Origin of the sequence: Collinsella aerofaciens, from assembly GCF_015561195.1 — a bacterium.
Classification (GTDB): Bacteria; Actinomycetota; Coriobacteriia; order Coriobacteriales; family Coriobacteriaceae; genus Collinsella; species Collinsella aerofaciens_AC.
Genome location: NZ_JADMSU010000001.1, coordinates 92,192 through 113,655, shown reverse-complemented (window position 1 = coordinate 113,655; position 21,464 = coordinate 92,192). Strand labels below are relative to the sequence as shown.

General features: G+C 58.3%; 13 protein-coding genes and 1 riboswitch. Of the genes, 10 read left to right on the top strand and 3 right to left on the bottom strand.

What is annotated here, in order from left to right:
• Positions 1 to 197 precede the first annotated feature (197 nt).
• Genes I2H81_RS00485 through I2H81_RS00470 form a run of 4 tightly spaced genes read left to right on the top strand, consistent with a single transcriptional unit; the run spans position 198 to position 10,437 of the window.
• Positions 198 to 3,764 (top strand): helicase-related protein, encoded by a 3,567-nt coding sequence (locus I2H81_RS00485; protein WP_195644124.1) that lies wholly within the window; start codon positions 198 to 200, stop codon positions 3,762 to 3,764.
• Positions 3,755 to 6,526 (top strand): DUF1156 domain-containing protein, encoded by a 2,772-nt coding sequence (locus I2H81_RS00480; protein ID WP_195644122.1) that lies wholly within the window; start codon positions 3,755 to 3,757, stop codon positions 6,524 to 6,526. The genes I2H81_RS00485 and I2H81_RS00480 overlap by 10 nt, the downstream gene beginning before the upstream one ends.
• An 18-nt stretch (positions 6,527 to 6,544) precedes the next feature.
• On the top strand, positions 6,545 to 9,958 hold the full coding sequence (locus I2H81_RS00475) for a DUF499 domain-containing protein (RefSeq protein ID WP_195644120.1): 3,414 nt from the start codon (positions 6,545 to 6,547) through the stop codon (positions 9,956 to 9,958).
• Between the two features lie 5 nt (positions 9,959 to 9,963).
• Complete coding sequence (locus tag I2H81_RS00470; protein ID WP_195644119.1) at positions 9,964 to 10,437, top strand: hypothetical protein; 474 nt, start codon at positions 9,964 to 9,966, stop codon at positions 10,435 to 10,437.
• A gap of 279 nt (positions 10,438 to 10,716) precedes the next feature.
• Here the strand turns inward: I2H81_RS00470 and I2H81_RS00465 are convergent, their stop codons facing one another.
• Complete coding sequence (locus I2H81_RS00465) at positions 10,717 to 11,139, bottom strand: hypothetical protein (RefSeq protein WP_195644117.1); 423 nt, start codon at positions 11,137 to 11,139, stop codon at positions 10,717 to 10,719.
• A gap of 8 nt (positions 11,140 to 11,147) precedes the next feature.
• Positions 11,148 to 11,238, bottom strand: a riboswitch (SAM riboswitch).
• A 268-nt stretch (positions 11,239 to 11,506) separates the two neighbouring features.
• Between I2H81_RS00465 and I2H81_RS00460 the strand changes: the two genes are divergently transcribed.
• On the top strand, positions 11,507 to 12,829 hold the full coding sequence (locus tag I2H81_RS00460; protein ID WP_195644115.1) for an ATP-binding protein: 1,323 nt from the start codon (positions 11,507 to 11,509) through the stop codon (positions 12,827 to 12,829).
• A gap of 37 nt (positions 12,830 to 12,866) precedes the next feature.
• On the opposite strand, the gene I2H81_RS00455 is transcribed toward I2H81_RS00460, so the two are convergent.
• Together I2H81_RS00455 and I2H81_RS00450 are read right to left on the bottom strand one after the other, a co-directional pair.
• Positions 12,867 to 13,832: a hypothetical protein gene (locus I2H81_RS00455; RefSeq protein ID WP_195644113.1), complete on the bottom strand. Its 966-nt coding sequence runs from the start codon at positions 13,830 to 13,832 to the stop codon at positions 12,867 to 12,869.
• A 123-nt stretch (positions 13,833 to 13,955) separates the two neighbouring features.
• Positions 13,956 to 14,609 (bottom strand): helix-turn-helix transcriptional regulator, encoded by a 654-nt coding sequence (locus I2H81_RS00450; protein WP_117583047.1) that lies wholly within the window; start codon positions 14,607 to 14,609, stop codon positions 13,956 to 13,958.
• 277 nt (positions 14,610 to 14,886) lie between these two features.
• Between I2H81_RS00450 and dpaL the strand changes: the two genes are divergently transcribed.
• From dpaL to hydA, 5 genes are all read left to right on the top strand, one after another.
• Positions 14,887 to 16,101 carry a diaminopropionate ammonia-lyase gene (dpaL, locus tag I2H81_RS00445; protein ID WP_055252227.1) on the top strand — a complete coding sequence of 405 codons (1,215 nt, stop codon included), beginning with the start codon at positions 14,887 to 14,889 and terminating at the stop codon, positions 16,099 to 16,101.
• Between the two features lie 285 nt (positions 16,102 to 16,386).
• Positions 16,387 to 17,772 (top strand): YgeY family selenium metabolism-linked hydrolase, encoded by a 1,386-nt coding sequence (locus tag I2H81_RS00440; RefSeq protein WP_195246774.1) that lies wholly within the window; start codon positions 16,387 to 16,389, stop codon positions 17,770 to 17,772.
• Positions 17,773 to 17,973: 201 nt separating this feature from the next.
• A complete protein-coding gene (gene ygeW, locus I2H81_RS00435) occupies positions 17,974 to 19,176 on the top strand; it encodes a knotted carbamoyltransferase YgeW (protein ID WP_195644111.1) in 1,203 nt (400 codons plus the stop codon).
• A gap of 150 nt (positions 19,177 to 19,326) precedes the next feature.
• Positions 19,327 to 19,941, top strand: a complete 615-nt coding sequence (locus I2H81_RS00430) for a nucleotidyltransferase family protein (RefSeq protein ID WP_195644109.1) — start codon at positions 19,327 to 19,329, stop codon at positions 19,939 to 19,941.
• A 9-nt stretch (positions 19,942 to 19,950) separates the two neighbouring features.
• On the top strand, positions 19,951 to 21,318 hold the full coding sequence (gene hydA, locus I2H81_RS00425) for a dihydropyrimidinase (protein WP_195644107.1): 1,368 nt from the start codon (positions 19,951 to 19,953) through the stop codon (positions 21,316 to 21,318).
• Positions 21,319 to 21,464: the final 146 nt, after the last annotated feature.

Here is a 21,464-nt window from a genome sequence, read left to right as displayed (position 1 = left end):
AAAGACAATAGATAAAGCTGTAGCAAGGGTGAATCGTCTTTCACCCCGGTATCAATAAACCCAGGAGACTTTTCGTGATCATTCAGGCGAAAACTCTTCGGGGGGGGGGTGCTCGTTGGCGAGTATCTTCCTTCGATAGACAATCCTAACGTCATCTTGCTACGCGCGTTTCCGCTTCTCGTAAAGCGGGGCGCGTGATGGCAAAGCTAGCAGAGATAACGCCCGGTACGCGCGTTCGCGGTATCGCGGGGGATTCGCCCGTGACTATCAAGGCTGTCGAATGGCATGGCGATTCCGTCTTAAACGTAATCTACAAGACGGACCAGGGCGCACTGGGTGACCGACCTCTCTTCGATACGGACGAGGATAATTACACCATCGAAAAGTCCAGCGCCTGGGCGTTCGATGCCGACCCCGATGACCTGCGACTCGTGTCCGAGGCATATCGCATAGGTTTGGCTCATCTGTTCGACCCCTATCTGGCTATTCGCACGTCGTCTATCGAGCCGCTGCCGCACCAGATTTCGGCCGTCTACAAGGAAATGCTGCCGCGCTTGCCGCTGCGTTATGTGCTGGCGGACGATCCCGGTGCAGGCAAGACCATCATGACGGGCCTCCTAATAAAAGAAATGATTGCTCGCGGCGATCTTAGGCGTTGCCTTATCGTGGCTCCCGGTAATCTTGTGGAACAGTGGCAAGATGAGCTATGGCAAAAGTTTGGGCTCAAATTCCGCTTGCTAACAAATGATGTTCTGGAGTCTTCTGCTACCGGGAATCCCTTCGATGAGGTCAATTTTTGTATCGGCCGCCTAGATAAGCTTGCTCGCAACGACGAGATTCAAAAGAAACTCAGTGCGACCGCGTGGGATCTCGTTGTATGCGACGAGGCCCACAAGATGAGCGCGACAAACTTTGGCGGCGAGTTCAAGCCGACCAAACGCTATAAGCTCGGTCAGCTCTTGGGTGACACAACCGAAAACTTGTTGCTTCTTACGGCTACGCCTCACAACGGTAAGCCGGCTGACTTCCGCTACTTTATGGCGCTTGTGGACAAGGACCGGTTTGCGGGAGGCAACCGCGTTAAGAATCCTGCGGCGCGCTCCACTGCCGGTCAGGCTCAGAGCCTTCCGCCCGCACCTTCGCTTGACTGCGATGTTTCCGATGTGATGCGTCGCCTCGTGAAAGAGGAGCTGCTCAAGTTCGATGGGCGCCCGCTATTCCCCGAACGCTGCGCCTACACAGTCGAATACGACCTATCTCCTGCCGAGCGGGAGCTCTATGACTCGGTGACTCATTACGTCACCGAGGAGTTTAACCGTGCGGAGCGCTTGGGTGGCAAGCATAAGAACAGCGTCGGCTTTGCTTTGACTATCTTGCAGCGTCGTCTTGCGTCGAGTCCCGAGGCCATCTTCCAGTCGCTTCGGCGTCGTCGCATACGGCTTGAGTCCAAGCTCGCCGAGGCAAAAAGCGTTGCGAGCGGCAAGGTCGCCTATGCAGATAAATGGGGCATCGATTCCAGAGATTTTGACGAGGACGATTACGACTCCGAAGAGTACGAACAAATGGAAGATGACGTCGTAGACACCGCTTCTGCGGCGGCGACTGCGGCTGAGCTCGATGCCGAGATCGCGATTTTACGTACGCTCGAGCGCAAGGCAAACGATGTTCGCATTAGTGGCGAGGACCGTAAGTGGGAGGAGCTTTCGCGACTGCTTCAAGACGATTCCAATATGTTTGGCATGGACGGTCGACGTGAGAAACTCATTATCTTTACGGAGCACAAAGACACGCTGAACTACCTCGCAGAGAAGATTGGCTCCCTCCTGGGTGACCGTTCTGCCGTGCTCACTATTAAGGGCGGTATGACGCGCGACGAGCGCCATCGTGCCGAGGAAATGTTCAAGCAGGATGCGAACTCGCGCATCCTAGTTGCTACGGATGCCGCCGGCGAGGGCATTAACCTACAACGCGCGCACCTTATGATCAACTACGACCTGCCGTGGAATCCCAATCGACTCGAGCAGCGCTTCGGTCGTATTCACCGCATCGGTCAAACCGAAGTATGCCATCTGTGGAACCTTGTCTCCACACAGACGCGCGAGGGAGAAGTATTCCAGCGCCTGTTCAACAAACTCGAGGTGGAACGTGCCGCGCTGGGCGGCAAGGTTTTCGACATCTTGGGCAGGGTCACCTTTGAAGGCAAGACACTCCGTGACTTGCTCCTCGATGCGATTCGCTATGGCGATGACCCCGAGGTGCGGGCGCGGCTCAACCAGGTAGTCGATGCGTCGCTCGATACGAGTGCCATCAAAATGCTCCTCAAGGAATATGCGCTTACCGATGACGTCATGGACGCTCGCAGCGTAAGCGCTATTCGCGAGGACATGGAACGCATGGAGGCGCGCAAGCTCGAGCCGCACTTTATCCAGGCATTTTTCATGGCGGCAATGAAGCGTTTGGGAGGACGCGTGGCATCTCGCGAGTCTGGAAGGTTCGAGGTGCTCGAAGTGCCGTTCTCGGTTCGCTCGATGAGCATGGGCGGCGAATGCGGCCACGTGCTTGCCTCCTATGAGCGTATTTGCTTTGACAAAGAATCTAAAGAGGGTCCTGGACTCGTTCCCGCGGAGTTGGTATGCCCCGGTGAACCGCTTTTGGATGCAACGGTGAAGGTACTGATTGGCCAAATGGGCTCGGCGCTCAAGCGGGGCTGTGTGCTCGTGGACGATAGAGATTTTGGAGACAAGCCGAGACTCTTGCTCTATATCGAGAACTCCGTCCAGGACGACACGACGCTGGCCGACGGCACCAAGCGTACGGTATCCAAAGAGTTTAGGTTCGTTGAGGTTGACGCTGCGGGCGAAGCTCGTGATGCGGGCTATGCGCCCTATTTGGACTATCGCGGTCCTCGTCCGTCCGATGCGTCTGCCGCACACGCTATCGCTTCTGAGCAGGAGTGGCTTACCGGCGACATTGACGCGCTTGCCATGGATTTCGCCATTCGCGAGATCCTCCCTGTGAGCCTCAAAGAGGTGCGCGGTCGTCGTATTCCGCAGATCGAGAAGATTGAGCGAGCCGTTGACGCGCGTCTTACCGACGAGGCCAATTATTGGGATGGTCGCGCGTGGGAGCTGGAGGAGAAAGAAAAGCAAGGCAAGAAGACACGCCTGAGCTCTCTGAATGCTCGTCGTCGCGCCGACGATTTGCGCGACCGTAGACGAATGCGCTTGGCGGAGCTGCAGCGCGAAAAGACCATCACTCCCGCGTCTCCGAGGGTGCTGGGCGGCGCGCTTGTGATTCCAGTTGGCATGCTGCCCCACGACTCGCATGCTACCACCGAGTCCAGTGCGGCAGGCAGGCGCGAGGTAGAGCTTGCCGGCATGCGTGCCGTCATGGCTATCGAGCGGGAGCTGGGATTTATGCCGCGGGATCGAAGTGCAGATAACTGCGGCTACGACATCGAATCTGCGGTGCCCGATGAGCTTCGTGCCAAGGGGCCGGCGCTGCGAATGATTGAGGTCAAGAGTCGCACCGCGGGCGCCACTACGGTCACCGTCTCGCACAACGAAGTGATGTGTGCGCTCAACAGGCCAGATGCCTTTGTGCTCGCACTGGTCGAGGTCGAGGGAAACACGACCCGAACTTCTTACATCGCACATCCATTTACAAGTCCGCCGGATTATGCCGCGGCAAGCACGAACTACGACATCGCGCGCCTCAAGGAAGCAGGCGACGTGATACTAGAGAGGGAGCAGACATGGCAGTAAAGAAGAAGCTCATCGAGGTGGCTCTGCCGCTCGATGATATCAATGCGGCGTCCGCGCGTGAGAAGTCCATCCGCCATGGGCATCCCTCGACGCTGCATCTCTGGTGGGCCCGCCGCCCGCTGGCCGCGGCGCGCGCCGTCATCTGGTCGTCGCTGGTGGACGACCCGTCGGCGCATCCCGAGGAGTTCCCCACCGTGGAGGAGCAGGCTGCCGAGCGCGAGCGCTTGTTCAACATCCTGCGCGAGCTCGTGATATGGGAGAACTCGAACGACGAACGCGTCCTGGACGCTGCGAAGGCGGAGATCAGGAAGTCGATGGGCGACGAGTTGCCGCCGTTACTAGACCCGTTCGCGGGCGGCGGCGCCATACCGCTGGAGGCGCAGCGCCTGGGCCTCGAGGCCTATGCGCAGGACCTGAACCCCGTTGCGGTGACCATCAACAAGGCCATGATCGAGATTCCGCCGCTGTTCGCGGACAAGCCTGCTGTCAATCCCGAGGCTTGTGGCAAGCTGACCAATGGAGGCTGGAGTGGCAATGCTGGTCTGGCTACCGACGTTAAGTACTATGGCACCTGGATGAAGAAGGAGGCCGCCCAGCGTATCGGGCATATGTACCCCAAAGTGTGGGTGCCTGCCGAGCAGGGCGGCGGCGAGGCGACCGTCATCGCATGGCTGTGGACCCGCACCGTCAAGTGCCCCAACCCCGCCTGCGGACACGAGGCAATCCTCGTGCGCTCGTTCGATCTCTCCAAGAAGAAGGGCAAGGAGTGGCACGTCGAGCCCGTCTGCGAGGACGGCGAGGTGCGCTTCGAAGTCGCGCCTGGCAAGGCGACGCAGGACGGCACGGTGAACCGCCGCGGCGCGACCTGCGTGCACTGCGGGACACCTATAGATTTTAAATACGTCAGGGCGGAAGGCCGCGCGCACCGCATGGGCGAAAAACTTATGGCGATTGTTGCCGAGGGTAAGCGTGGGAGGGTTTATTGCGCGCCAAACGATGAACAGGCATCCGTAGCGGACATCCCAAAGCCAGACGAATATCCCGATGCGGATATCGCATCTAACCCCAGGGACTTCAAGACTCCCAACTATGGTCTCGCAACTTTTTCTCAGCTCTTTACCAATCGACAGCTGACGGCGCTGACGACGTTCTCGGAGCTCGTCGGCGAGGCGCAGAAAAAGGCCGAGTCGGACGCCATCGCTGCCGGGCTGCCCGATGACGGCGTGGGCCTGGCGGACGGCGGCACCGGCGCTCGCGCCTACGGCGAGGCCATTGGCGTGTACTTGGCGAATCTTGTTGACCAGCTTGCAAACCACAATTCGTCAATCTGCAGCTGGCACGCCGGGAACACGCAGCTCAGGAATGTTTTCTCGCGTCAAGCCATTCCAATGACATGGGACTATGCAGAAAGTAATCCGTTCTGCAACTCATCTGGCTGCTTCGACAACCTGTTTATCCGGATGACAGAGGCCTTTCAGGGGCTTCCGAGCATCGTTGGCAAGCCAGGTATCGTTCGGCAATTTGACGCCCAGAGCGATAACGGCATGCGAAACATTGTTGTCTCGACCGATCCCCCGTACTACGACAACATCGGTTATGCAGACCTATCGGATTTCTTTTATGTCTGGCTGCGCCAATCGTTGCGACGCACTTACCCCAGACTTTTTAGCACCATGCTCGTGCCCAAGCACGAGGAGCTTGTAGCCACGCCTTATCGGGAAAGTCGCGGCAAGGACGGCGCGCGTGACTTCTTTGAAGAGGGCATGTTCAGTACATTCAAACAGATTTGTAAATATGCTTGCGATGACGTCCCTGTAACTATCTACTATGCCTTCAAACAAAGCGAGACCGAATCGACTAATGATGTCGAATCTACTGCGTCGACGGGCTGGGAGACAATGCTCTCTGCTATCATCCGCGCGGGGTTCTCTATCACTGGAACCTGGCCCATGCGAACCGAAATGGGCTCTCGTATGATTGCCTCGGGCACCAATGCTCTCGCGTCTTCCATCGTCCTCGTCTGCCGCAAACGCCCCGAAGATGCCCCCATGGGTACGCGTCGCGACTTTGTGATGTCGCTCAAGCGCGAGCTGGGGTCTGCGCTCGATAAACTTCGTTCTTCGAATATCGCACCTGTTGACCTTGCGCAGTCGGCTATCGGACCTGCTATTGGCGTGTATTCGCGCTACAGCCAGGTGCTCGAGGCCGACGGTAGCCCCATGACGGTGCGTGCAGCGCTGCAACTTATCAACCAAGAGGTCGATGCGTACTTCAGTGACCAGGATGGCGAGCTCGATCGCGAGAGCCGCTTCTGCATCGATCTTTATACGCAGAAAGCCTTTGACACCATTAAGTTCGGAGAAGCCGACGTGCTTGCTCGCGCTAAGAACGTTTCCATCGAAGGGCTGGCGGCACAGGGGCTCCTTGCTTCCGTTAAGGGCAACGTGCACTTACTCGACCGCAGTGAGGTATCGGAGCGCATTGACTTTAAAGCGCCTACCTGGCTCACGACTCAGCAGCTGACGCGTGCGCTCGAGGAGGGCGGTGTTACGGCTTGTGCCAAGATCGTTAGCCAGACGCTCGGCGGTCGTGCGGATGGTGCCAAGGCACTTGCGTATCGCCTCTTTACCATTGCGGACAAGCGCAACTGGCAGCAGGAGGCCTTCGCTTACAACTCGCTCGTAACGGCATGGCCCGAGATTCAGTCGAAGGCAGCGCAGCTTGCTATCGAGCGTCCCACGCAAGACTCGCTCTTCGATTAAGTCTCAAGGAGATAAACCATGGAGAACAACAGCAACAACAGCGAGCTTCTCAACAAGGGTTTTGACCTTTTGCTCAAGGCTCTCGACCCTTATGTGATGCGCGAGCTTATCCAGGCATATGGCAATAATTTTTGGCAAGTCGGCGTGCTCAACAAGCTCTATGACGACCAAAAGCGCAACCTGCCTGAATCGGGTGACTATGCCACTCTTGCCGACTCGCTCGATATTGCCTTGTGCTTGCTGCTCATTGACATCAACTGGCGCGATGTGTTTCGTCTTAGGTTGCCTCAGGATTGCAAAAACTACGTCATGGAGCTCAAGGGCGTTCGTAACAAGGTCGCGCATCGCGGTATGGGTGGCATCTCCGACAGCGATGCATGGCGTGCGCTCGATACCATGAGCCGCTTGGCCGAGCAAATCGATCAAGATGCCGCAGCGCAGATCAACGCGATGCTCCGCGAGGTTCGTTATGGCAGCGCCGAAGGCTCGACGGCAGTGACAACAAATGTTGATGCTGGCGTGAATGCCCCGGCGTCTCGTAGGAAATCACTCGAGCAAACCAAGGCTGTGCGTGGCCTGCCTAGCTGGCGCGACGTCATGGAGCCCCATATGGATGTGGCTGAGGGGCGCTATAAAAACGCTGAGTTTGCGGCTGATCTTGCCCAGGTGGCGCGCGGCAAGGGCGAGCTGGAGTACCGCGACCCAGTCGAGTTCTTTAATCGTACGTATGTGACTGAAGGCATGAAGGGCCTGCTCGTGCAGTCGCTGCGCCGCGTGAGCGGCCTCGACGGCGAGCCCGTCATCCAGCTCAAGACGGCCTTCGGTGGCGGCAAAACGCACAGCATGCTCGCGCTTTACCATATGATGCGCAGCCGTTCGCGTTTGGGGCAAATCGCTAATATCGCTTCCGTGCTCGAGGAGGCGGGCGTTGCCGAAGTCCCTGAGGTGCATGTTGCTGTGCTCGTGGGCACCTCTATCAATCCGGCAAAAGCCATGCGCCCGGCTACCATGCCCGGCATCATGGTCAACACGCTTTGGGGCCATATGGCATACCAGCTTGCAGAATCCGCTGGCAGGCCCGAGCTCTATGACTATGTGAAAGATGCTGATAAGAAGGGCGTCTCGCCGGGATCCGCTGCTCTGACTGAATTATTCGACGATTGCGGCTGCTGCCTTGTCCTTATGGACGAGCTCGTTGCCTATGCCAAGAAGATTTATGGCGTCGATGGACTTAACGCCGGCAGCTTCGACAACTTCATCACCTTTATTCAGGAGCTCACTGAAGCAGCACGCGCTTCGAAGCGCAGTCTGGTCGTGGCCTCTATTCCCGAATCTGACAACGAGATAGGTGGCGAGGCGGGCCAGCGAGCTTTGGAGCAGATTGAGCATACCTTTGGGCGTATGGAGGCTATCTGGAAGCCCGTGGCGGCAAACGAAGGGTTCGAGGTTGTGCGCCGCAGGCTTTTCCTTGATTGCAAGGATGATGCCGCTCGCGATGAAGTGTGCGCGACATTTAGCAAGATGTACAACGAAAATACTACGGACTTCCCGGTGGAGTCGCGCGAGCTTGAATACCGCGACCGCATGGTTTCCTGCTACCCGATTCACCCTGAAGTGTTCGACCGTCTCTACGAGGACTGGGCAACGCTCGAAAAGTTTCAGCGTACCCGTGGCGTGTTGCGCTTAATGGCGTCGGTTATCCACGAGCTGTGGATGAATCAGGATCCTTCGCCCATGATTATGCCGGGGTCGTTCCCCCTCGATGTGCCTGGCGTGCGCGATGAGCTCACGCGCTATCTTGATGACAACTGGAATGCAGTTGTTGATTCCGAGATTGACGGCAAGCAGTCCGTTCCGTATCGCAATGACGGCAACAATACTCGTTACGGCAATCTATTGGCTTCGCGTCGCGTCGCACGTACCATCATGCTTGGCAGTGCTCCCGACGTGGGCGGTCAATCCGTCCGCGGTATCGAGCGCGCGCACATTCGCTTGGGCACTGTTCAGCCTGGCGAGAACATCTCCGTATTCAACGATGCCCTGGGCACGCTGCAGACATCCTCGTCTTTCCTCTATAGCGATGTCAACGGGAATCGTTTTTGGTATGACACTCGTCCCACGTTGCGCAAAGTTGCCGATGACCGCGCCCAGCAGGTCAAGGACTCAGACGCGCTCTACGAAGTCGAGAGCCGCCTAAAGAAGCTGCGCAAGATCGATCCTTTCTCGGGCATTCATGTATGCCCTGCAAGCTCACTTGACGTACCGGATGACCAGACGCTGCGTCTGGTGGTGCTGACGCCTTCTGCAAATCACCGTTCAAAGGCAGTTGAGTCCGCGGCGCTCTCCCTGGCTTCGGAGATGCTCTCAAATCGTGGTACGTCCCCTCGTACATACAAGAATATGGTTGTGTTCGCCGCTGCGGACGCATCTTACTATGCACAACTCCTAAGTGCGGCGAAACAATACCTTGCTTGGGATTCCATCAAGAAAGATCGCGAGTCACTGAACCTTGACGTGGCACAGACGCGCGAGACTGACCAGAGTGTGAGACGTGCCGACGAATCGCTCGAGCTAAAGATCCAGGAGGCCTATAGCTGGCTTATTTATCCGCGTGTTGACCTTTTCAGCGGCTCGATGGATATCGTTTGGGAAGCAGAACACGTTGAGGGCGGCGGCGAAAATATCGTTGCCAAGATGGCGCGCAAGCTTGTTTCCGATGAGGCGGCCATCAAGACCTGGGCACCGGCTCTGCTTAAGATAGAGCTCGATCGAGTGCTCTGGAAGGACGCAGACCACATCCAGATTAAGCGTCTGTGGGAGTTCCTGTGCTCTTATTGCTATCTCCCCAGGCTGTCGTGCTATGGCGTGCTCGAGGACGCGATTCAAAGGGGCTTGGGCTCAAAGGAATACTTTGGCCTTGCTGCTGGCTTCTCGGACGATCGCTATATGGAGCTGACGTTTGGTGAACAGAAGACATTTATTAACGAGAGCGACCTGCTGGTAAAGCCGACTGTGGCAACAAAGCAGATCGAAGAGGAGGAGGCCGCTGCTCGTGCCGCGGCAGCGGAGGCTGCGCAGAGCTCCGATGGCGGCGGGCATGGAATTGCGTTTGGTCCTACGACGAGCGAGACGGTGACGGACGGAATTGGCAGGACCACGGTTGTCGACACGACGCCAGTGGTGGTGCAGCCCACGAGGCAAAAGACATCCTTCCATATGACGGCAAAGCTCGACAACACTCGTGTCAATCGCAACATCCAGATCATCATGGACGAAGTGGTGAGCCAACTAAGCATGCTGGGCGGTGCCGACGTACAGCTTTCGTTTAGTGTCTCCGCTTATGTCGAAGACGGAATTCCCGTGCAAACAGTCCGAGCAATAAGCGAGAACTGCTCCACGTTGGACATCAACGACTATAGATTTGGGGAGTAACGGCGATGACAATTAATAAGACGAAGATTCTTTCCTCTGGGACTTGCGAAAACGTTGGCGACGGTCCCGAGTCGATAGTGGTGCATGTTCGTGTCGATACACATAGGTGTGGCGAAAAAGATGACGCATGGATACTGGCGAGTGCGTTTTTGGGATGCGGTGACGATCATATTTGTGCTCAGGTGCAAAAGATGGCTGATTTTCAATACGATGAATCGGATTTGGTCGCAGAATGCGAATATGAATGCCGGTTCGAAGTTTCGTCAGCCTTCTGGCAAAAAGCCTTGTCTGATTCCGATATTTTGCGCTTGGTTATTGTTGAGTACACGGAGGCGGGGGATGTTACCGACTATGAATTCGTGAGGGACAAAGAGTTTTCAGAGAAATGCTCATGGACGTTGCCCGCGGACACCATTAACGTGCCCGACTATGTCGAAACGGCTGTTAGGAATTTGAAGGCAGAGCTGAAATCGAAATAAGCTAACTGACGCTTATTGTCCGGGGGCATAGAGAATCACAATTATCATCATCTGGCATGATGGGTTGATGCGGATTGCGGCTGACTATCCTGCGGGCAGTTGGTAAGACACTCCGCCAAACAAATGAACCGCGCTGACACTTGTGTATGTCAAAAGGCATACACAAGTGTCAGTCTTTTGACATCGTGTGGCCTGAGAAACTGTACGTGATGGCAACCATCGTTTACGGCGTTGCGACGGCAACAGCATTAAGACGTGCGCAGAGCGGCCTCCGCCCGTCTACACCTCCGCAATCCCACGCGCCACATTCAGCAGCTCATACTCCCTCTGGCTCCACTGACGCAGCTTGGTCGCGCGTACGGCGTCGCGGCACAGATCCAGGAACACCTCGGTTCCCTCGCAGAAGCACTCGCGGGCAAAGTCACCCGAGCCGCTTGCGACGCACGAGCCGTCGGCAAACAGCTTCCAGCTGGACGGCTCACGCGAGTCATCTCCGAGAAGCTGAATCTGCAGCACGTGCGGGTCGCCAGTGGCGCAGAGCTCTTCCTCGAGCTTCTGCACGGTAAAGCGCATCTGGTGGGAGAGGCTGCTCTTGACCATTGCCGAGGCATGGCCGCTCGGCTCGTCCAGAAGATGCATGTGATTCGGTTTGACGACCAGGTTGTGGAAGTTGCGCTCGCTGCGCACGGAAAAATTGTCCATACGGACTCCTTTCATCGATGTTGGCAGGGCCACCGTGCCTCTTGGCCGGTTGGCGTCGGGATCGTGGAGCCAACTCTCTACCCCGACTCTGGATAAAACGCGCCCGCTCCTTGCGGGCACGATGGAGTCTATCAGCGAGCGCGGACACAAATCAAGCGCGCTTGCGAAATGACGCGCGAACGGCGCTTGATTTCGCCGGCTACTGCTAGGCTAAAGTCCGAAAAAGTGTCGAAATCTCCCGTGTAAAAGAACGAAAAAGTGTCGTAATTTACACTTTAAAACCTCGGAGAAGTGTCAAATCGACCGTAATCTAACTACGGAAAAGTGTATCCTAGTGCTAAAACAGCACGTAATAAGGGGTACGCTTATGCTGCAGAGAAAAGCGAAAGCACAGTTTGAATCTTGGCTTACCTCGTCGCCTAACAAGGCTCTTTTGGTCAAGGGCGCCCGACAGGTAGGAAAGTCATATTTGGTCAACGTCTTTGCAAACGAATCGTTCGAAAATGTCGTGACGTTCGACCTTATCGCCGACACGTCCGTGCGCGATTCGTTTTTAGCGGCAAAAAGTGCGGATGACCTGCTTATGCGCATGTCTATCGCTGCGACGCAGCCGATGGTTGCGAACAAGACCGTTGTGGTTATCGACGAGGTGCAGCGATGCCCCAACGTGGTGACGTTTATCAAATACCTGGTCCAGCGCGGCGACTTTCGATACATCCTTACCGGATCGCTCCTTGGCGTTGAGCTCGAGGGCATCGATTCCCTGCCGGTGGGGTATGTCGAGCAGGTCCAGATGTACCCGCTCGACTTTGAGGAGTTTTGCTGGGCAAATGGCGTTGGTGCCAGCGTGTTTGACATGCTCAGGGGCTGTCTAAAGAATGAGGGGGAGCTCCCCGGCTATCTGTATGACCGCTTGCTCGATCTGTTCCATCAGTATGTGGTGGTGGGAGGCATGCCCGATGCGGTCAATTCCTTCTTGGCGACGCGCAATGTCGACGAGGTTCGAAACACTCACCGCGATCTTCACGCCCTGTATCGCGATGACATCGCAAAGTACGCTCCGCCTGAGCTACGCTTAGTTATTCGCGATATCTATGATCTGATTCCCAGCGAGGCCGGCTCCAAAAACAAGCGATTCAAACTGTCATCGATTAACGGTGTCAAACGTTTTTCGCAGGTGACAGATCATTTTCTCTGGCTATCGGAGGCGGGTGTTGCGCTTCCTGTGTATAACGTAACGGCGCCCGTGGCACCCCTTTTATTGGGGGAGCAACGAAATCTGTTTAAGCTGTTTTACTTGGACACCGGAATGCTTATGTCGTCGTATTCCAAAAGGGTCGCCCAAGGCGTTTTTGATGGGGAAGCGGAAGACGCCTTTGGCATGAATATGGGGGCGGCATTCGAGGGCTTCGTTGCCCAAGAGTTCAAAGCCCACGGATTTAGATTGCGCTACTTTACGTCCAAAAAGGTCGGTGAGCTCGATTTTGTGGAAGAGACGTTCGATGGGGAAGTGTTTGCCATCGAGGTCAAATCGGGCAAGAGTTTTAAGTCCCACGCGGCGCTCGATAACGCACTGGCAACGAAGGGCTACGGAATCGATCGCGCCCTGGTACTTGCGGAATGTAATCTTCACCGCGATGGTGACGTGCTGTATATGCCCATCTTTATGGCAGGGCTTTTGGAGCCGTAACATGCCGCCGGCTCTTCCGGCCCTCCCTTAACCCTCGCTACTCGTCTCCGTCGTTGGGGTCGCCTTTGAGGGTGTTGATGTCCAGGTGCTGGTTGTCATCCTCTTTTTCCTGGGTCTCCGACTCCGCTTGGGTAGGGCCGGAGAACAGACGGAATCCCTCAAACGCAATGACGCCGAGCAGGGCAATGACAATGGCGATAAAGGCAACCTTGACTGCCTGCGGAAATTCCGAGAAACGCAGCGCCTTTTCCTCGGCGTAATAATCGGCGAAGCGCTCTTCGCCCGTGCTTTTGGTATACGCCGGCGCGGACGCGGCCTCCGGGTCATATTCCGGTGCAGGCGTGGCAGCGTACGGATCGTTGAGATAATCGCTCGATGCGGTGCCATAATCCTCGGTCTCGATGCGATCGGTGCCAGCATAGCCATCGGAATAATCGGAATATGCCGCACCGCCCTCATAGTCCGCGGCGCTCGTGTTGGCGGCAAAAAGCGGGTTAACTGGAACGTCGAGCGCCGGCATGCCGGTAGAGGTCTCATCCAGATCGGCTGCAGCCCAGGAATCGTAGGCAACCTGATGGGCAACGGGCTCATCGAGCCTTGTGACCGGAGACTTGCGTGCCGCAGGAACAGGCAACTGCTGGGCGCTGTACATAACGGTGCTGTCGGCCGATTTGCTCCGCGTCGCCGCAGCGAGAAATGCCGCCGTCTCGGACGGGTCGCTTGCGGGGCGGGGAGTGGGCGCGGGCGTAGACGCGGGCGTCGAAACAGGCGGCTGCGCAGGAGTCGGCGCAGATGCGGGCTTAGGCGCAAGTGCGGGATTGGGGCTTGACGGGCGAGCCCCGCCACCCATGAGTTCGTCGGCGGTCCACGGGCGATCATCCATCACGTCGTCAAGGCTCAGCGAAAACAGGTCGTCTTCACCCTCATCGAACATGCGGTGCACATGTCCACCAATTGCCGGAATCAATCCGCGACCGGTGCATGATGCCTTGCTCAACGCCATTCTGTTCCACCCTTTCGAAATACTAATGACATCGATTATATGGAACTTCCCAAGCGGCTCGGTCTTGGATTCATGCTCTCCAGAACTCGCGCCCAAAAGGGGAGGGGCAATCCGGGCGAGTGCCTACTTGTCGTCGGCCGCCGCCTTGGCCTCATTGAGGTAGCTATAGAAGCTGTATTTGGAGATGCCAAAGAACTCGCAGGCGCGTTCGCTCGACTTGGAAATGAGGAAGGCGCCGCGACGGTCGAGGTAGCCAATGGCGCGAATGCGCTCATCTTTGGTCATAAGTGCCGCGGGCTTGCCCACAAACTGCTCGCACTCGTGCAGCAGGTCCTCGAGCAGGTCACCGATGTTCTTGGTAATGGGCTCGGGCTCGGTATAGCCCGTGCCGCCGGTGCCGGTAAAGGCGTCGAGCGAACGCTCAAAAGCCTTCATAAGCGTAATGTCAAAGTTGATGCCCAAAATGCCGACGGGCTTGCCCTCGTCGTTGCGGATAAAGATGGTCGAGGACTTGAGCAGCTTGCCGTCGGTGGTTTTGGTGAGGTACGGCTCGCGGTCGTGCACGTCGGTGGTGCCCTCGTGCATGGACTCAAACACAATATGGCTGGGGCCGTCACCCAGTTTGCGCCCGCTGACGTGGCCGTTTTCGATCACCACGATGGAGTGGTCCACGTCCTCGGTCTCCAGATCGTGGACGACGACTTCGCAGTTGGGGCCAAATTGGAGCGCCAGGCCGTGTGCAAGGCGCTTATAAAACTCAATCTGTGCGGGGGTCATGGGTGCCTTCCTAAAAATTAGTTTGGGCACACTTTGCCATAAACAACACTTGTTCGCAAATAACGAAAGCGTCGCTGCGTTATGTGACCGTTCGGCGGCGAAAAGGTACCGATTACGGCAACAAACAATTTGTTAGGTTTACCAATCAAAAAGTGTGATAGAACAGTGCTAACAAACTTTTTGTTTGGCATCCACATAAAAGTTCAGTCGCATGAATGGGAATGGGCTGAAACGCGTATGCGGGGGCCGGCAAGAGAGGACTTAAGGAGTTCACCGTATGGCCGATAAGATCCAGTGGGCGGGCAACACGATGCCCAAGAGCGATGACAAGCACTTGGGAATCATGAGCCTCGACCACGTGAAGAAGGCCCGCGCCTTCCACCAGTCGTTCCCTCAGTACACCGTCACTCCGCTTGCCCGCCTGGATGGTCAGGCTGCGCGCCTGGGCCTTTCCAACCTGTGCGTTAAGGACGAGAGCTATCGCTTTGGCCTCAACGCCTTTAAGGTTCTGGGCGGTTCGTTTGCCATGGCCAACTACATTGCCGACGAGACCGGCAAGGACGTTGCCGAGTGCACCTTCGATTACCTGACCTCCGATCAGCTTGCCAAGGACTTTGGTCAGGCCACCTTCTTTACCGCCACCGACGGCAACCATGGCCGCGGCGTGGCATGGGCTGCCAACAAGCTGGGCCAGAAGGCCGTCGTGCACATGCCCAAGGGTTCCACCAAGCCCCGCTTTGATAACATCGCCGCCGAGGGCGCCACGGTGACCATCGAAGAGGTCAACTACGACGAGTGCGTGCGCATGGCCGCCGCCGAGGCCGACGCCTGCGAGCGCGGCGTCATCGTTCAGGATACCGCCTGGGAGGGCTACGAGAAGATCCCGTCCTGGATCATGGAGGGCTACGGCACCATGGCTTCCGAGGCTGCCGAGCAGCTGCGCGAGATGGCCATCAACCGCCCGACGCACGTCTTTGTCCAGGCTGGCGTGGGCTCGCTCGCCGGCGCCGTGGTGGGCTACTTCACCAACCTGTATCCCGATAACCCGCCCACCTTCGTCGTGGTCGAGTGCGCGCCTGCCGCCTGCCTGTACAAGGGCGCTGCCGCCGGCGACGGCGATCCGCGCATCGTGGACGGCGACATGCCCTCCATCATGGCCGGCCTGTGCTGCGGCGAGCCCAACATCCTGGGTTGGGATATCCTGCGCAACCACACCACCGCCTTCGTGTCCTGCCCCGACTGGGTCACCGCTCGCGGCATGCGCACCCTGGGCGCTCCCGAGAAGGGCGACCCGCGCGTTATCTCCGGCGAGTCCGGCGCCGTGACCACCGGTCTGGTTGAGACCCTCATGCTCGATCCCGAGTACGCCGAGCTCAAGGAGCTCATCGGCCTGGACAAGACGAGCTCCGTGCTCTGCTTCTCCACCGAGGGCGACACCGATCCGGATCAGTACCGTCGCATCGTCTGGGAGGGCGAGTACCCGACTTGCTAGCAGACTGACCTGTCCGGAGGCAGCCGGAGGACTTTACTCCCTGCTCGGACAGTTCGCTAGGCGGCGCAACGCGCCGCGCCAAATTTCTATTAGACCCCCTATGTCCTGTAGATGCATGAACCCGGGAGGCGGAGCGATACCTATTTGCTCCGTCGCGAGTTCCGCACGCAAAGGAAAGCACTTAATGTGCTTTCCGTCTTGCGCAGGACTGTCCGAGCAGCGGAGTAAATAGGTATCGCTCCGCCACCTCACAGGTAGATTCCTTCGTTTGAAAGGTTATGAACAATGGCTAAAGAACTCGATTTCGACGCTATCAAGGCTGCTGCTGAGTCCCACCGTGCTGATATGACGCGTTTTCTTCGCGCAATGATTAGCCACCCCTCTGAGTCCTGCGAGGAGGGTGAGGTTGTTGCCTGCATCAAGGCCGAGATGGAGAGCCTTGGCTATGACGAGGTCAAGGTCGACGGCCTGGGCAACGTTATGGGCTTTATGGGCGAGGGCGACAAGATCATCGCCATCGACTCCCACATCGACACCGTCGGTATCGGCAACATCGAGAACTGGGACGCCGATCCCTATGAGGGCTACGAGACCGACGAGATCATCTACGGCCGCGGCGGCTCCGACCAGGAGGGTGGCATGGCTTCTGCTACCTACGCTGCCAAGATGATGAAGGACATGGGCCTCATCCCCGAGGGCTACAAGATCATGGTCGTCGGCACCGTCCAGGAAGAGGACTGCGACGGCATGTGCTGGCAGTACATCTACAACAAGGACGGCATTAAGCCCGAGTTCGTCATTTCCACCGAGCCCACCGACGGCGGCATCTACCGCGGTCACCGCGGCCGCATGGAGATCCGCGTCGACGTTCACGGTACCTCCTGCCACGGCTCTGCTCCCGACCGCGGCGACAACGCCATCTACAAGATGGCCGACATCATCGCCGACGTCCGCGCCCTCAACAACAACGGCTGCGACGAGTCGACCGACATCAAGGGCCTCGTCAAGATGCTCGACCCTAAGTACAACCCCGAGCACTACGAGGATGCCCGCTTCCTGGGCCGCGGCACCTGCACCGTCAGCCAGATCTTCTACACCAGCCCCAGCCGCTGCGCTGTCGCTGACTCCTGCGCCATCTCCATCGACCGTCGTATGACCGCCGGTGAGACCTGGGAGTCCTGCCTGGACGAGATCCGCAACCTGCCGGCCGCCAAGAAGTACGGCGACGACGTGAAGGTCTCCATGTACATGTACGACCGTCCGTCCTGGACCGGCGAGGTCTACGAGACTGAGGCTTACTTCCCCACGTGGATCAACAAAGAGACCGCTCCGCACGTCAAGGCCCTCGTCGACGCCCACAAGGCCATGTTTGGTGACGAGCGCATCGGCTGCGAGCCCAGCATGGACAAGCGCACCGGTCGCCCGCTGTGCGACAAGTGGACCTTCTCCACGAACTGCGTCTCCATCCAGGGCCGCTACGGCATCCCTTGCGTGGGCTTTGGCCCGGGTGCCGAGTCTCAGGCTCACGCTCCCAACGAGGTCACCTACAAGGACGACCTGGTCACCGCTGCCGCCATGTACGTGGCTGCCCTGAACCTCTACGATCCGAGCCAGGCCGATGGCGACGCCACCGTGTTCCGCGCCGGTCTGACCAACAACAAGATCGATTAGTCCCATTCCTCGATTTTGTTGAGCCGGGGGCCGCTCGTGTCCCCGGCACCCCCCGTTGACTTGGGGCCCGCGGTCGTTATCTCCCATGCTTCCTCAACGGTAGCGGGTCCTCGTCATAGTGCTCGGCATGTTCTAGCCACACGCGCATGCCGGAGCACATCTACTCATTGCGATCGTTTCACCTTTAGAAAGGACATTTACATGGACGCCAAGTTTACCGAGCTCGTCGAGCAGCTGAACGGCCTCGATTTTAAGGGCATGTACGGCAGCGACTTCCTGCACACCTGGGACAAGACCACCGATGAGCTCAAGGCGCTCTACATCGTCGCCGACGCCCTGCGCGAGCTGCGCGAGAACAACGTTTCGTCCAAGATCTTCGATTCGGGTCTGGCCGTCTCCCTGTTCCGCGACAACTCCACCCGTACGCGCTTCTCCTTCTCTAAGGCCGCCAACCTGCTCGGCCTTGAGCTGCAGGACCTGGACGAGAAGAAGTCCCAGATCGCTCACGGCGAGACCGTCCGCGAGACCGCTACCATGATCTCCTTCATGGCCGACGTCATCGGCATCCGCGACGACATGTACATCGGCAAGGGCGACGCCTACATGGCCGAGGTCTCCGAGTCTGTCCAGCAGGCCTACGAGGACGGCGTTCTGGATCACCGTCCCACGCTCATCTCCCTGCAGTCCGACTCCGATCACCCCACGCAGTCCTCTGCCGACATGCTCTACCTCATCAACGAGTTTGGCGGCCTCGAGAACCTCAAGGGCAAGAAGGTTGCCGTCACCTGGGCCTATTCGCCCTCTTACGGCAAGCCGCTGTCCTGCCCGCAGTCGCTGATCAGCCTGCTGCCCCGCTTTGGCATGGACGTCACCCTGGCTCACCCCGAGGGCTACGACCTCATGCCCGAGGTCGTCGAGCGTGCCAAGAGCTACGCCGCCGAGTCCGGCACCACCTTTAAGCAGGTCAACACCATGGCCGAGGCCTTCGAGGGCGCCGACATCGTGATCCCCAAGAGCTGGGCTCCGTTTGCCGCCATGGAGAAGCGTACCAACCTGTACGCCGAGGGCGACGACGCCGGCATCGCCGCGCTCGAGAAGGAGCTGCTCGCTCAGAACGCTACCCATCAGGATTGGTGCTCCACGACCGAGCTCATGGAGAAGACTGCCAACGGCCAGGACACCATCTTTATGCATCCGCTGCCCGCCGACATCTCCGGTGTCTCTTGCGAGCACGGCGAGGTCAACGCCGACGTCTTCGACATGCACCGCGTGGGCATGTACAAGGAGGCCAGCTACAAGCCGTACGCCATCGCAGCCATGATGTTCCTGCAGAAGGTTGCCGATCCCGCCGCTACCCTCAAGGCCCTCGACGAGCGCAACACCGCCCGTTGGTTCCAGGCCTAAAGCCGCGCTGAGGTAAGCCATGTAAAGGGGGCGCTCTGCCAACCGGCGGGGTGCCCCTTTTTGCATCGTGGGCGTGCGGGATAAGCGCTTTCGATGTAGATGCCCCGCGACGCGAGTTATGGGTACGATGGTTTCAGGGGAGGTATCGCCATGAAACTTGGTTGCGTCATTATGGCTTCGGGCGAGGGCAAGCGATTTGGCTCTAACAAGATGCTCGCCGATATCTATGGCGAGCCGCTGATTGCCCGGACCATTGATTCGGTTCCCCGGGGCTTTGACGTCGTGGTTTCGACGCGTTGGCCCGAGGTCGCTCAGATTTGCGAGGACAAGCATTGCCCGTGCGTGCTGCATGATGGCGAGCTGCGCAGCGAAAGCGTCCGTGCGGGCCTTTCGTGGGGAATCGAACGCAACTGGAAAGGTTGCCTCTTTTTGCCGGGCGACCAGCCGCTCGTGAGTTCGGATTCTTTTGAGGCTATGGTTCGTGCATTTGACGAGCGTGGCCGCAAGCATCCGGTGCGTCTTGCGTGCAACGGTGAGCCTTCGAGCCCGGTGCTCTTTCCGGCGGAACTGTTCGATGCACTTATGTGTCTTGAGGGTAAGGACGGCGGCGGTTCGATTCTCAAGGACCGTACCGACATGGTGCTGGTCGAGGCGCGTGCCTACGAGCTGTGGGACGTCGATACCGTCAAGGGACAGCGACGCATAACGGAGCATATCGCCGCCTGCTCGTATTTTGATCGCGTGGCCAACTGCATCAATCAATAAGGAGCAATTATGATCATCATCAAAAACGGCGCGCTCGTGACGCCCCAGGGGCTTCGCCGCGCCGATCTTGCCATGGATGGCGATAAGATCGTGCGGATTGCCGCGGCGATTGAGCCGGCCGAGGGCAATACCGTCGAGGATGCTGCGGGCTGCTGGGTGTTCCCGGGCTTTATCGATGGGCACACGCACATGCAGTGCTGGACCGGCATGGATTGGACAGCCGATAGCTTTGAGACCGGCACGCGCGCGGCTGCCTGCGGCGGCACGACGACCATCGTGGACTACGCGACGGCCGATCGCGGCGTGACCATGCCCGATGCCTTGGTCGAGTGGCATCATCGCGCCGACGGCACCTGCACCGCCAACTATGCCTTCCATATGGCGCTTGCCGAGTGGAATGAGCGCAACCGCGCCGATCTTTCGGCCATGCGCGAGGCGGGCGTGTCGTCGTTTAAGACCTACTTTGCCTACGACCATCTGCGCCTGGACGATGCCGAGACGCTCGAGGTGCTGGAGGAGCTCAAGCGCGTGGGCGGTATCCTGTGCGTGCATTGCGAGAACGGCACGTTGGTCAACGCGCTGCAGAAGCGCGTGTTTGAGCAGGGTGTCCACGGGCCCGAGGGCCATGCGCTCAGCCGTCCGGACGTGTGTGAGGCCGAGGCCGTGAGCCGCCTGCTGTATCTGGCGCACTTGGCCGGGGACGCTCCGGTCAACGTGGTGCACCTTTCGACCAAGCTGGGGCTCGAGGCCATTCGCGCTGCCAAAGCGCGCGGGCAGAAGAACATCTATGTCGAGACATGCCCTCAGTATCTGATGCTCGACGACACCTGCTATCTGGAGCAGGGCGAGGACGGCTTTGCGGGCGCCAAGTACGTGATGAGCCCGCCGCTGCGCCATGCCGGTGACCGTGCCGCGCTGCGCGAGGCGCTTGTGGCTGGCGAGATCGATACTATTGCGACCGATCATTGCAGCTTTAACCTGCACGGGCAAAAGGACCGAGGACGCGATGATTTCCGCGCGATTCCCAACGGCGGGCCCGGCGTGGAGCATCGTCCCGTTGCGATTGCCACGAGCTTTGAGGGACAGCTGGGTCCCGAGGATCTGTGTCGCTTGATGAGCGAGAATCCGGCGCGCGTTTTCGGCATGTATCCGCGCAAGGGCTGTCTTGCCGAGGGCGCCGATGCCGACGTGTGCGTGTGGGATCCGTGCGCGCGTTGGACGATCAGCGCTGCGACGCAGCATCAGGCCGTGGACTACACGCCGCTCGAGGGCTTTGAGTCACATGGCCGCGCCAAGGCCGTGTTTGTGAACGGCGTGCTGGCGGCACGCGACGGCGAGCCCACCGGAGCCCAACCCGGCCGCTACGTCCCCCGCTAACAGGAAGGCCGCCGGGGTAGCTAATTTGGGACGTGTCTTTTAGCTACCCCCACCTGCCTGATGATTTCTCTGGGACGGGATATAAAAATCATTAGGTACGCAATGATTTTTATATCCCCGTCCCAGAGAAATCATCCTTCGGCTTT